Genomic DNA, 12846 nt, shown 5'->3' on the forward strand with positions numbered 1-12846 from the left:
TTTTCAAAAGCCAATCCTGGGAGGTTTGAATAATAAAGGTAACATTTTTAACCGGACCGAAAGAAGAAATAGAAAAAGAAGTAAAGCAGGTTATAGACAACTTTGGTACGAAAGGACTTATGATAGGTGCAGATTGTACAATACAGGGAGAAAATATCAGTATGGAATACATAAAGACCGCAGTGGATGCGGCTCATAACTATAAATTATAATAAACAAGGGGGTTTACAATATGAAAAAAAGATTGGCATTGGTATTATGTTCGGTTATGGCAATTATGAGTTTATCAGGATGTGGAGCAGGAGCGACAGATTCCACAACAGCAAAAGGAGAAACAGACACGAAAAATAAAGATGTTTTAACGATTGAATTCTTTCAGCAAAAGGGAGAAGAAGGACCACAAAAAGGGTATCAGGCAATTATTGATAAATTCAATAAAGAAAATCCGGATATCAAAATTGAAATGAATACCGTCCCGGATGCGCCAACGGTTTTAACATCCAGAATCTCTTCCGGAGATATACCGGTTATCTTTACAGATTTTCCGACACAGCTTCAGTTTAAGCAAAAAGTAAAAAATGGATTTGTAGAAAAGCTGACAGGTCAGGAATTCTTAAACCAGGTAGAACCGGAATCCCTGAAGATGGGAAAAGCGGAAGATGGGGGAGATTATGCCCTTCCATACAGCCACAATTATATGGGAGTTTACTACAACCAGGAAATATTTGAAAAATACAGCCTGGAGGTACCTGAAACCTGGGATGAATTTGTCTCAGTTTGTAAAACTTTAAAGGATAACGGTGAAATACCAATGGGGCTTCATGGCAAAGATCCCGGCAGAGTAGGACATACATTTCAGTGTTCCACAATAGCCTGGGTTCCGGATGGTGTGGAAACAATTGCAAAAGCGGCAAAAGGCGAGGAAAAGATAGCAGATAAACCGGAATTTAAGGCAGCGGCAGAGAAAATGCTGACATTATTATCTTACAGTAATGAAGATGCACTTGCGATGTCTGACACGGCATGTTATGAAGCTTTTGCCAATGAAAAGTTTGCAATGTGCATAACAGGATCTTATGCCAGAGGAACTATTATGATTGCAAATCCAGATTTAAAGCTTGGGGTATTTCCACTGCCCAATGATACAAAAGAAACAACAAATACATTATCCGGAATAGATGCCGCAGTCTGTATTTCTGCAAAAGCATCAGAAGAAGAAAAAAAGGCGGCTTTGAAATTCCTGGAATTCTTATCCAGGACAGAAAATGCCCAGACTTTTTGCGATAACGATGGAGCTCCATCCTGCATAAAAGGAGTAGAACATAAGGATAAAGGAATTAAACCAATGCTGGATCTCATTGCTTCGGGCCAGGTTCATGACTGGATGGCATCCACCATAGAAAATAATGTGGTATTAGATTTGTATAATGTAACACAGGGTTTCTGGGGAGATAAAAATGTAGATAAGTACCTGGAGGATATGGACAAGTCCATTGAGATTACATCCGCACAGTAATCAGGCATGCTCTTTATCAGCCAGTCAGAAAGGGGAGCCTATACGCTTCTCTTTCTTTAAAAAACAGGAAGGGGAATAAAAGGATGAAAAAGCAGAAATTAGGGTCCAGTAAGGTGATATATTTCCTTTTTACAATAATTCCTGTAATTCTGTACAGCTTTTTTTATATGTATTCCGTAATCAGCGGTATTCGATACAGTTTTACAGATTGGGATGGGATGGCACCGGACTACCATATGATTGGATTTAAAAATTATATATCATTACTGAAGAACCCGAATTTTTGGGGATCGTTAAAGACCACTGCGATTTATAGTATCATGCTTGTTACAGGAGTAATTCTGCTGTCACTGGTATTAGCGTTATCCCTGAATTCACTGAAAAAGTTCAAGACATTTACAAAATCTATATTTTTTATACCGGCAATGATTGGGGGAATCACCATTGCCCTTATCTGGGATCAGTTGTTTTTTCGTGTAGTCCCTTTGCTGGGACAGGCATTGGGAATTGAATGGTTATCCGCTAGCGTTCTGATGTCGGGAAAGACAGCGCTCCCGGCAGTTGTTTTTGTACATATCTGGCAGGCCGTGGCTTTGCCAACAATTATTTTTATAGCGGGGCTTCAACAGATTCCCGATGAACAATATGAATCAGGAAAGATTGACGGAGCATCTGTTTTTCAACGTTTTCGCTTTATAACACTGCCGTATCTGATTCCTACCCTGACCGTCAACCTTATTTTGATTATCAAACAGGGATTTACCTCATTTGATTTCCCGTTTGCGCTGACGGGTGGAGGGCCGGTAAGATCCACAGAAGTAATTGGAATTTTAATATACAATGATGCATTTAAAAATATGAGATTTTCTGTGGCAAATGCAGAGGCATGTTTACTGTTTTTAGTTGTGGCTGCATTTTCACTCATTCAGTTGAAGATTACCAGTAAAGGAGGGGCTGACTCATGAAAATAAAAAGAGAAGGTCTTGGGTTTCGAATCGCAAGAAACTTTATTATAGTGTTGGGATTATTTATGATCTTATTTCCCCTGTATCTGGTTGTAATAAACTCTTTTAAAACGCTGGAAGAAGCGGGAAAGGATTTTTTTGCACTGCCAGCCGGTTTTAGCCTCCATAATTTTAAAAATTTGTTTCAGAATAGTAATTATTGGGTATTTGCAAGGAATTCTCTGCTGATTTCAGTGGTTTCTGTATTATTGATTTTAACTTTTGTACCTAGCATATCATTTTCCATAGCCAGAAACTTTAATAAAAAATATTATAAAGGAGTTTATTTTTACCTGCTTATGGGATTATTTATTCCTTCACAGGTAATTATGCTTCCGGTAACAAAGCTTATGACAAATCTGAATCTGTTAAACAGACAGGGGCTGATTCTGCTGTATGCGGCATACAGCCTGACTCAGGGGGTATTTTTGTTTGTAAACTACATCAGAGGGCTTCCATATGAAGTGGAAGAATCTGCATATATAGACGGATGTAATGTATTTCAGGTATATGTAAAAATTGTCCTTCCGTTAGTGAAGCCAATGATTGCTACATTGCTGATTATGGATTTATTGTGGATCTGGAATGATTTTATGCTTCCCCTTCTGATATTAAACCGTTCCCAGACAATCTGGACACTGCCCTTATTTCAATATAACTTCAAAACAGAATATTCCTTTGATTATACCATGGCATTTACGGCATATCTGATGTCGATGCTTCCGGTATTGGTTATTTACTGCCTTGGACAAAAACACATTATAAAAGGTTTGACAGCCGGTTCCGTGAAAGGTTAAACTCTATGCAGATAATATAATTTCAGGGTAAAGGTGAGGTGCCGCATATGATAAAAGTCTTGATTGTTGAGGATGAGATCTATTCCCGCCAGTCTCTCATAAAGCAGATAAAAGAGTATGATACACATCATCAGTTTGCAATTTTAGAGGCTTCGAACGGTGAAAAGGGGCTGGAGTTGTATAGGCAGGAGAGACCGGAACTTATATTTACGGATATCCGTATGCCAAAAATGGATGGACTTACCTTGCTTCATAAGGTGAAGAAGATGGATTCTAAGGTCAACGTTATCATGATCAGCGCATTTGCAGATTTTCAGTATGCGAAAACTTCGTTAAATCAGGGGGCAGAAGGTTATCTGCTAAAGCCTATTTCAGATGAAGAGTTAAAGGAACAACTGAGTAAGTTTGTCAGACAGAATAATATAATTAAGGAAAAAGTGCAGTATACCGATAGAGACATGGTGACCAGATATATTTATCAAAATATAAAGTCCGAGGAAATAGTACAGGATTTTGTTTCAGAAAGCATGTTCCATAGAATATTTGCAAAATATCAGTTTTTAAATATATACTTTGAGCGTAACCATCAGCCGGACCAGGAGGAATTAGTTCTAAGACTGCGAGGTATATATGATATGGATATCTGGACAGGATTTCGCTGTCTATTCATACAAAAACAGGTATGTTCCCTCGTTGTAAGCGTGGATCATCAGACTGGACTTTTACAAAGAAAGATCTTGAAATTACTTCTGGAACAGGGGTACATTTGCAGAATAGGAATCAGCAAAATTCAGGGAGAAGCTTCCTGTATAAAGGAAGCGTACCAACAGGCCATGGCGGCTGTAACCAGCAAAATATTTTATAAGGAACATCTATTATTTTATGAAGTTATTGAAAATGAAAGAAATCATAGTTTTCAGATGAGTGATAAACAGAGAGATTTCCTCTTGATATCCCTTGGAAAGGGGAATAGAGATATGGCATATGAGATATTGGGCGATATGCTGGCGGATATAAATAAAGATCCGGGAATTGACATTGATAGTATTGAAATACTAATGGTACGCCTTACAGTGATATTTAATCAGGTATTAGAAGGAGAAAAAGAAAATGCAAAAATGAAACATGCAAAACTTAAGTTTCAGCTATTGGATTTTCAAAACTTAGATGACCTGCGGGATGCGGTTCAAAAAAAGATAGATTTTGTGTGCAGGCAGCGCGGGCGTAATCAGAGGGAAAATCAAACAGATATCATAAATGCAATGAAAAAGTATGCAGAAGTTCATTATCATCAGGATATCAGCATGAAAGAGCTGGCGGAAAATGTGTTTTTTTTAAATCCTACTTATTTAAGTCACATGTTTGCAGAAAAGACAGGAATCAGTTTTTCTACCTATATCAGGAAGGTAAGAATTGAAAAAGCAAAACAGTTATTATCCGATGACCGTTATTCAATTACAGAAATAGCGTCTCTATCGGGATATAATGATACATCGCAATTTATCCGCGTATTCAGACAGGAACTGGGTACGACGCCCAAAAAGTACAGGGAAAAACTATAGTAGGAGTGTGTCTGTTCAGGGTTCGGAACAGATGTAAAGGAGAAATAAAATGGTACAAGACAGACAAAAATTTTATCTGGAACTGCTAAAATCAGAAATATCCCCGGCACTGGGGTGTACGGAACCGGCAGCCGCAGCTCTGGGGGCGGCATATGCAGCAAAGGAATTGGGCATGGTTCCGGAAAAGATAGAAGTATCCGTAAGCCAGTATATTTTTAAAAACGGAATGAATGTAGGGATTCCGGGAACAGGAATGACCGGATTGGATATTGCCGTTGCCCTGGGTGCAGTCAGTGCAAATCCCCAAAAAGAACTTCTGGTTTTAGAAGATTTAACAAGGGAACAAAAAGCAAAAGCAAAGGAAATGATTCTGGCTAAAAAGATCCATATCGGAATTGCTGAGGTGAGCAAAAAGGTGTACGTGAAAGTGGATGTCACAGCAGGAGATAATAAAGCATCTGCCGTCATATCCGGGAATCACAAAAATCTTACATTACTTATGAAAAATGGCCGGGTTATTTATAAAGAAGAGGCGGATAAATTAGAATCAGTAAAAAATGCATGTGCCGGTAACGATGAAGTATATGATATTACACTGTGGGAGATAGTTGCATTTGCAGAATCACTGCCAGCAGAACAACTAGAATTTTTAAAAGAAGTAATTGTATTAAATAAGGGGATTGCACTGGAAGGTCTGGAAAATGAGTACGGTCTGAAAGTAGGGAGAAGTATTCTTGAAAATAATAAAAGTGGATTAATCGCCACAGACGTAGCAAATTATGCCGTGGCCATGACCGCTGCGGCGGCTGATGCAAGGATGGCAGGCTGTAATAAGCCCGTAATGAGCACAGCAGGAAGCGGTAACCAGGGACTTACTGCAACGATACCAATTGTTTCTATAGGGTATAAACTTGCGATAACAGAGGAAAAAATATTGCGGGGGCTGGCAATCAGCATATTGCTTACAGTACATACAAAGCACTATCTGGGGAGATTGTCCGTATTATGCGGATGTTCTATATCTGCGGCAATGGGGGTGAGCTGCGGAATTATCTATATGCTGGGAGGAGATTACCAGCAGATGCAATACGCGGTAAACAGTATGGTAGCAGATATTTCCGGTGTAGTCTGCGATGGAGCGAAACCGGGGTGTGCACTTAAGATAGCAACAGCCGTTACATCTGCAATTCGTGCTGCCAATATGGCATTAAGCGGAACGGGGGCAGACAGCCACGATGGAATCGTTCACAAAGAAGTGGAAAGAACCCTGGAGAATCTGGGGATACTTGGAAATAAAGGGATGATTGATACCAATAAGACAATTTTAAATATTATGCTTGAAAATCAAAGAAAGGTAACTGAATGACAGAAGAGCAGAAAATATGGAAATGGGTGGAAGAACATGAGAAGGAGTTAATAGATGACATTTCATATCTGATTGAAGTACCCAGTACAGCATCAGAGGCGGAAGGTATATTTCCCTATGGAATAAATTGCAAAGAAGTGATTGACAGATTTCTAAAACTGGCAGACAGATATGGATTTCAAAGTGAAAACCATGGCTATCATTGCTGCAGTATCTTATATGGAAGCGGAGAAAAGGAATTGGGGATCTGGGGACATCTGGATGTAGTTCCTGAAGGCAGGGACTGGATCTATCCCCCCTATGCATGTACGCGAAAAGGCAATTTTCTCATCGGAAGAGGTGTACAGGATAATAAGGGTCCTTCCGTAGCAGTCCTGTATGCTTTGCGGTGTATGCGTGAAATTCTGGGAGAACCGGCAATAAGGTACAGGCAGATACTTGGATGCCAGGAAGAAGCCGGGATGCAGGACGTAATCTATTACTTACAACATCATCGGGCACCTGATTATTCCATCGTGGCAGATTGTGGTTTCCCAGTGTGCTGCGGGGAAAAAGGAATATGCAATATACGGTTGACATCACAGGAATTATCAGATAGCATTATTGAAATAAAGGGAGGAAATGCAGAGAACATAATACCAGATCAGGCATCTGCTGTATTTAGCAGAAATAATACCCGCAGGACGATAGAAGCCAGGGGGATATCCGGACATTCTGCATTCCCTGAGGGAACTGAAAATGCAATAGGTATATTGTGCAGGACAATTCTTAAGGAGGGACTGGCGGCAGGTAATGACAGAAAAATTATTGAATGTATGGAGTGTATATGCCGGGATGGTTATGGCATTGGTGCCGGATTAGCTTGTGAAGATGAGAGATCGGGTAAACTGACGGCTTCAGGAACGGTAGTTCGTACCAAAGATAAGCATCTGGAGCTGTATATGAACATTCGCTATCCGCTTTCTGTAAATAGTAAAGAGATATTGGAGAGAATGAAAGATTGTATAGATGAATATGGGTTTCAAATAGAAATCCTTAGTGACAGCAAACCAAATTATGTGAATGCAGACAGTCCGTGGATACAGAGCCTTTGTGAGGTATATAGTCGTGTAACAGGAAGTCATGAAATTCCCTACGTTATGGGAGGCGGTACCTATGCCCGTCATATTCCAAATGCCGTTGGCTTTGGACCAGGGATTCCCGCGGATTTTCAGGAATTAAGACTGCCAACCGGACATGGAAATTGCCATTGCGCCGATGAGGCTCAATCCATCCCAAATTTAAAAAAAGCAGTTGTCATATATACGTTAGCCTTATGGGCGCAAAATCAGTACTTATAAATCAGCTATAAAGTTAAAATAATAAAGTAGAAAGGAAATGAACATGAAAAATATCAACATTGTAAATGGAAAAATCCAGGTGCCGGAAATAGGACTTGGATGTATGAGAATCACAGAATTAAAGACAAAGGAAGCAGTAAGGTCATTGATTGATACTGCTATGGATCAGGGAATTAATTTTTTTGATCATGCGGATATCTACGCAGGAGGAAGTGCCGAGGAGATTTTTGGTGATGTGACAGACGCGGGGCTTCGGAACAGAATGCTGATTCAGTCAAAGTGTGCGATACGGCCGGGATGCTGTTTTGATTTTTCTAAAGAACATATAATCAACTCGGTAGAAGGCAGCCTGAAACGATTAAAAACGGATTACCTGGATATCCTGCTGCTTCATCGCCCGGATACCTTAATGGAACCGGAGGAAGTAGCCGGTGCATTCCAGGAACTGGAGAAATCCGGAAAGGTCCGTTATTTCGGGGTAAGCAATGAAAATCCATATCAAATGGAATTATTGAATAAATATTGTGATAATAAAATTCTAATTAACCAGCTGCAGTTTAGTATTGCTCATTGTGGAATCATAGATGCCGGTATTAATGTAAATATTCATAATGACGCTGGAACAAACCGTGACGGAGGGGTATTAGAATATTGCAGATTAAAAGATATCACCATTCAGGCGTGGTCACCGTTCCAATATGGAATGTTTGAAGGTGTCTTCTTAAATAATGAAAAATTCCCGCTGCTAAATAAGACAATTGACCGACTGGCTGAAAAATATCAGGTTTCAAATAATGCCATTGCAATTGCATGGATACTGCGGCATCCGGCCAGAATACAGGCAATCGTGGGAAGTACGAATAAACAGAGGGTGGCGGATATCTGCAAAGCATCGGATATTATGCTTACAAGGGAAGAGTGGTATGAGTTGTATATGGCAGCAGGAAGGCAGCTGCCGTAAGGATTTTAGCAGTAAAAATATTGTACAGTAAAGTAAACATATAGAACAGGACAGCTGTCCTTTATCATTACAACAGCTGCCCTGTTCTTCTACTTAAAGATATTAATGAGTAAATCCATAAACCTTCGGCTCTGCTTTTTTACCATGAACCAGTACAGCTGCCTGGTTCAGTTCCTGTATGCCCTCTTTCACATCACGGATCAACAATTCAGCCATGTCATAATTTAAATCAGCACGGCACACAATTCTTTGAATCACAATGTTTTCCAGGTTCTTTGGCAATGGATAGGTAGGAACCTGCCATCCCCGCATGAGCAGACGGTCCGATAAGTCATAAAGAGTCCATTCCCGCTTTTCATCCTCTTTCAGCGTATAGCACACAACCGGAAGGTCACTTCCATCGTGGTAGATATGGAAAATGCCGGTTTCTTCTAATTGTTCAGCCAGGTAATGAGCTACGTCCTGGGTCTTTTGCTGGATTCGCTGATATCCTTCTTTTCCAAGACGGATAAAATTATAGTACTGACCAATAATCTGACTTGCGGATCTGGAAAAGTTCAGGGCTATTGTGGGCATTTTGCCCCCCAGATAATCCACTTCAAAAATTAACTCCTCCGGAAGATATTCTTTGCGTTTCCATAGAACCCACCCAATGCCGGGATATACCAGTCCGTATTTATGACCGGAACAGTTGATGGATATAACATTTTTTAAACGGAAATCCCATGGCAGATCCGGATTCACAAAAGGAACAAAAAGTCCGCCGGAGGCTGCGTCCACATGAATATAAACCTTATGTCTGGTAGATGCATTGTAGGTTTCCAGTATGCGGTCAATCGCCAGCATATCATCAAACTTGCCTGTATAAGTGATTCCAAGAATACCGACGATGCCAATGGTGTATTCATCCACATATTGAAGTACCGTATTCGGGTCTATGCACATACAGTCCGCATTCATTGGCACTTCCCGCAGTTCAATATCCCAATAGACACAGAACTTCTCCCAGCACACCTGATAACCCGAGGAAATAACAAGGTTCGGCTTTTTCGATAGATCAAGTCCAAATTCTGCAGCTCTTTTACGCCAGCGGAATTTCATTGCCATACCTGCCAGCATACATGCCTCAGAGGAGCCTACCGTGGAGGTACCGATGGTATCTGCTTCATCAGGAGAGTTCCACAGATGGGAGATCATATTTATGCAGCGGTGTTCGATTTCTGCAGTCTGCGGATACTCTGTCTTGTCAATGGCGTTTTTCTCCAGGGTTTCTGACATAAGTTTCACTGCTTCCTCTTCCATATAAGTCTGGCAGAACGTAGCCAGATTCAATCTTGCATTTCCCTCATTCATCAGTTCATCTTTAATCAGCTGATAAGCAAGGGCAGGTTCCAGAGGATGCTCACCGATGACATTTTTCGGTATGGGTGAATCTGCCTCTAAAGTCCCGAATAGCGGGGTATCAAAGGAATCTTTAAACGTTTCTCGTTTCTTGTACTGGTCATATAACATGATGCTCACTCCTGTTCTGTTTATATTTCATTAGAGCGTGTTGAAAATTGCTTTCTCACAGCTGGGCAAAGCCCCTGCAAAGTGGGGCGTGCAGATAGCGGGAATGAATTTCCAAACACGCTCTGGTAGTCCATAAAGCTTGAACTCGACTACTGGTTTGATAGGTTTATTATATGACATTTTAAAATGAAGTACAATCCTGGAGAATAAATAAGGAAATCTGAGTTAAAGTTTACAGGGCAGCCGGTAAGCTCTAATGAACCGCAGCAAGCATTAAAACATAATCTTTAGAGAGTAAGCATGATCACATGGTGGTTGTTCCGGAAGGGTGACTTCCAGGCAGTCCGCTGACTGATAAAAGTCCAGGCAGCAGTTTGTTCCCAACAGTTGAACTTGAGCAACCGTTTTGGAAGAACTGCATTTTTTCAGTGTCTTAATACAGAGCTTCCGGTCTGCTGGCCATCCAAAGGTGATTGCATAAACGGCGGTTTGATTCTGTGTAAAACGAAAATCTTCCCAGGTAAAGGTATGGTTCTTAATATCCGAAGCCAGCCCTTCTTCCACCTGGCTGTTGATTTTTTCAATATTATAATTATCATCCGATACAACAGTAGGCCCTTCTGCAGCTGCCGAAAAGGGGCGGGTATTGTAAATAGCCTCCCCGTTTATTTTCAGCCAGGAGCCGATCTCATGCAGAACGGCAACGGCATCAGGATGAAAGGAACCGTCTGCATCTGGTCCTACATTTAACAGTAAATTTCCATTCTTTGCGGTTACATCACAAAGCTGGTGAATGATGCTGCAGGCAGATTTATACTTTGGGTTTTGAACAATACACCAGGTGATGTTGTCTTCCAGCCGGTCATCGGTCTGCCAGGGAAAGTCTTTCGCATGGGAAAAACGTCCGCATTCAATATCATAGATTCCAATGCCAGCCGGAAAATCCTTTTGTTTATAAGAAATGGCAATGTCTTTGCTACTGCAGGTTTCATAATAATGACTGACCATTTTGTAACGGTACGTTTCGTCAATAATAAAAGAGCGGCTGTCAAAATAGATCAGGTCAGGCTGATATTGATCTACTACCTCATTTACCTTATCCAGCCACATTTGGTTAAATTTATCGTCCGGCAGCCGATATGGGTGATACCGGTTCGTCTCCAGAGGTAAAGCATCCCAGTAATACTGCGCATTGGCAGGGTCATAGACATCGGCATCTGTATCGGAGGACATGAACCAGCCCCAGAGCCACTGATGATGAAAAGTGCTCAGTATTTTGATGCCTCTTTTCCGAAATGCTTGAATACACTCACCGGTAATATCTCTTTTCGGTCCATAATTGACTGAGTTAACCGGATTTACCTTACTGTCCCACATGGAAAAATTGTCGGCATGTTCCGTGACAGGTCCAGCGTACTTTGCTCCGGATGCCACAACCAGGTCAGCCCATTCTTCCGGGTCAAATTTTTCTCCGGTGAACATAGGGTAAAAATCCTTGTACCCAAAGTCATGGAGGGGACCATAGGTTTTTTCATGGTGGATATTCTGGGCAAGGCCTTTACTGTACATATTCCGGGAATACCATTCATTTTCATAAGCCGGTACACAGTACGGACCCCAATGAAAAAAAAGTCCGAATTTTGCGTCCCGGAACCATTCCGGAGCCTGGCGTTCATAAGGTTTCCAATTTAAATTTGATGACATAGTGAACCTCCTAACTGACGAGCATCTACAGGAAATCGATAAAATGAAAGCAAGGGAAGATACGTAACGGCATCTACAGGCGGAACAAAACTGGGGACAGATTCATGGCAGAAGGAAACCTGCGCGTCTCCCTGAAGATCCCGGTCCAGGGTAATCAGCAGCCCGTCCAAAATGCCAGGTGCCAAAGTAATGCAGTAAGGCAGAACTTCCCCCAGGCTGTCTTCTATTAAGAAACCGCATTCGGCAGGGTTCTGGCTGTAAAGAAACAAAGTCCGGACAACACCGGAGAACCGTAACAGTATCTGATCCCTCTGGATTAATTCTGCACTGTAAATGTCCGGCGCCAGAAAGGCAGGGGCATTGCAAAGTACATATCCGCAAAGTTTCGCCATCCTTTCACCCAGAAGTGTGTTGGATACGGAGGAATTATGCACGTTATCTGACAAAGAACAGTTTAATGTGGGGAGCACATATACCTTTTGCATAGTATGTGCGGCTCTTCGCTGGACTTCCCGGATTACTGCCCATCCTTTCTGGTAAGGAGATCCGATTTCCCGGTTCAGCTGGAAGGTGAAAAATGGAATTTCATACCCCAGATCGCGCCTTACATTGGAAATAAAATTCAGATATTTTTCTTCGTACACCTCATAATTTCCATCTGTGGTATCAGCACATCCCTGATACCACAGGATTCCAATGGGGTGCTGATTTGTCATATTTATTTTGCGAAGCATATTCCGGTATAGTGACCCGGTGCCGTTTTTGTCCCACAGATCAATGGGGGATCCGCCTTTTGCACAGACAATCAGACCTACGGGACAACCGGAGATCTGCTGTAAGCGGCGCCCAAACGATATCCAGGGTGAAGTGCCTGATACACGAATTTCAGTGTTTGCATTATCATCGCCGGCATCCGTAGATTCGTTCAAAGGGTGGGTGGCAAGAGCCCAGCGGTTATTGTTGCGCAGTACATGAACACCCAAAGCAGGGGCATCCCCGCCCCAATCCTGTCCGAATCCGGCTGCATTTGACTGTCCGGCTACTATAAACAGATTTCCAACCCCAATATGAAATCTCACATCCC

The 12846-nt window shown here is 41.5% G+C and carries 11 protein-coding genes; 8 read left to right on the plus strand and 3 right to left on the minus strand.

What is annotated here, in order from left to right:
- Positions 1-232 precede the first annotated feature (232 nt).
- The 7 genes from RHS_RS24335 to RHS_RS24365 all read left to right on the plus strand — a co-directional run bounded on the left by RHS_RS24335 (position 233) and on the right by RHS_RS24365 (position 8546).
- Positions 233-1516 (plus strand): ABC transporter substrate-binding protein, encoded by a 1284-nt coding sequence (locus tag RHS_RS24335; protein WP_047834621.1) that lies wholly within the window; start codon positions 233-235, stop codon positions 1514-1516.
- An 83-nt stretch (positions 1517-1599) separates the two neighbouring features.
- Positions 1600-2481: a carbohydrate ABC transporter permease gene (locus tag RHS_RS24340; protein WP_047834622.1), complete on the plus strand. Its 882-nt coding sequence runs from the start codon at positions 1600-1602 to the stop codon at positions 2479-2481.
- Positions 2478-3317, plus strand: a complete 840-nt coding sequence (locus RHS_RS24345; RefSeq protein ID WP_047834623.1) for a carbohydrate ABC transporter permease — start codon at positions 2478-2480, stop codon at positions 3315-3317. Before RHS_RS24340 ends, RHS_RS24345 begins: the two co-directional genes overlap by 4 nt.
- Before the next feature lie 47 nt (positions 3318-3364).
- Positions 3365-4879 (plus strand): response regulator, encoded by a 1515-nt coding sequence (locus tag RHS_RS24350; RefSeq protein ID WP_047834624.1) that lies wholly within the window; start codon positions 3365-3367, stop codon positions 4877-4879.
- Positions 4880-4928: 49 nt separating this feature from the next.
- Positions 4929-6245, plus strand: coding sequence for a serine dehydratase subunit alpha family protein (locus RHS_RS24355; protein WP_047834625.1), 1317 nt, complete (start codon positions 4929-4931; stop codon positions 6243-6245).
- Positions 6242-7585 (plus strand): M20/M25/M40 family metallo-hydrolase, encoded by a 1344-nt coding sequence (locus RHS_RS24360; RefSeq protein ID WP_047834626.1) that lies wholly within the window; start codon positions 6242-6244, stop codon positions 7583-7585. The genes RHS_RS24355 and RHS_RS24360 overlap by 4 nt, the downstream gene beginning before the upstream one ends.
- Before the next feature lie 43 nt (positions 7586-7628).
- Positions 7629-8546, plus strand: coding sequence for an aldo/keto reductase (locus tag RHS_RS24365; RefSeq protein ID WP_047834627.1), 918 nt, complete (start codon positions 7629-7631; stop codon positions 8544-8546).
- Positions 8547-8648: 102 nt separating this feature from the next.
- Here RHS_RS24365 and RHS_RS24370 read toward each other — a convergent pair whose 3' ends face one another.
- Positions 8649-10058 carry a glutamate decarboxylase gene (locus tag RHS_RS24370; protein ID WP_044297721.1) on the minus strand — a complete coding sequence of 470 codons (1410 nt, stop codon included), beginning with the start codon at positions 10056-10058 and terminating at the stop codon, positions 8649-8651.
- A gap of 37 nt (positions 10059-10095) precedes the next feature.
- On the opposite strand from RHS_RS24370, the gene RHS_RS31885 reads away from it, so the two are divergent.
- Complete coding sequence (locus tag RHS_RS31885; protein WP_395023502.1) at positions 10096-10194, plus strand: DUF6783 domain-containing protein; 99 nt, start codon at positions 10096-10098, stop codon at positions 10192-10194.
- 137 nt (positions 10195-10331) lie between these two features.
- Here RHS_RS31885 and RHS_RS24375 read toward each other — a convergent pair whose 3' ends face one another.
- Positions 10332-11762, minus strand: coding sequence for an alpha-L-fucosidase (locus RHS_RS24375; protein WP_047834628.1), 1431 nt, complete (start codon positions 11760-11762; stop codon positions 10332-10334).
- Positions 11747-12846, minus strand: a 1100-nt coding sequence (locus RHS_RS24380; protein WP_395023505.1) for a sialate O-acetylesterase, incomplete at its 5' end; no start/stop codon positions are given. The genes RHS_RS24380 and RHS_RS24375, both read right to left, overlap by 16 nt.

It is taken from the genome of Robinsoniella sp. RHS (genome assembly GCF_001029355.1).
Taxonomy (GTDB): domain Bacteria; phylum Bacillota; class Clostridia; order Lachnospirales; family Lachnospiraceae; genus Robinsoniella; species Robinsoniella peoriensis.

Bases quoted from the DNA above. Each gene is read 5' to 3' on its own strand.
- RHS_RS24370 (WP_044297721.1), bottom strand. From the start codon at position 10,058: ATGTTATATGACCAGTACAAGAAACGAGAAACGTTTAAAGATTCCTTT.
- RHS_RS24345 (WP_047834623.1), top strand. From the start codon at position 2,478: ATGAAAATAAAAAGAGAAGGTCTTGGGTTTCGAATCGCAAGAAACTTT.
- RHS_RS24365 (WP_047834627.1), top strand. From the start codon at position 7,629: ATGAAAAATATCAACATTGTAAATGGAAAAATCCAGGTGCCGGAAATA.
- RHS_RS24360 (WP_047834626.1), top strand. From the start codon at position 6,242: ATGACAGAAGAGCAGAAAATATGGAAATGGGTGGAAGAACATGAGAAG.
- RHS_RS24375 (WP_047834628.1), bottom strand. From the start codon at position 11,762: ATGTCATCAAATTTAAATTGGAAACCTTATGAACGCCAGGCTCCGGAA.
- RHS_RS24335 (WP_047834621.1), top strand. From the start codon at position 233: ATGAAAAAAAGATTGGCATTGGTATTATGTTCGGTTATGGCAATTATG.
- RHS_RS24340 (WP_047834622.1), top strand. From the start codon at position 1,600: ATGAAAAAGCAGAAATTAGGGTCCAGTAAGGTGATATATTTCCTTTTT.
- RHS_RS24350 (WP_047834624.1), top strand. From the start codon at position 3,365: ATGATAAAAGTCTTGATTGTTGAGGATGAGATCTATTCCCGCCAGTCT.
- RHS_RS24355 (WP_047834625.1), top strand. From the start codon at position 4,929: ATGGTACAAGACAGACAAAAATTTTATCTGGAACTGCTAAAATCAGAA.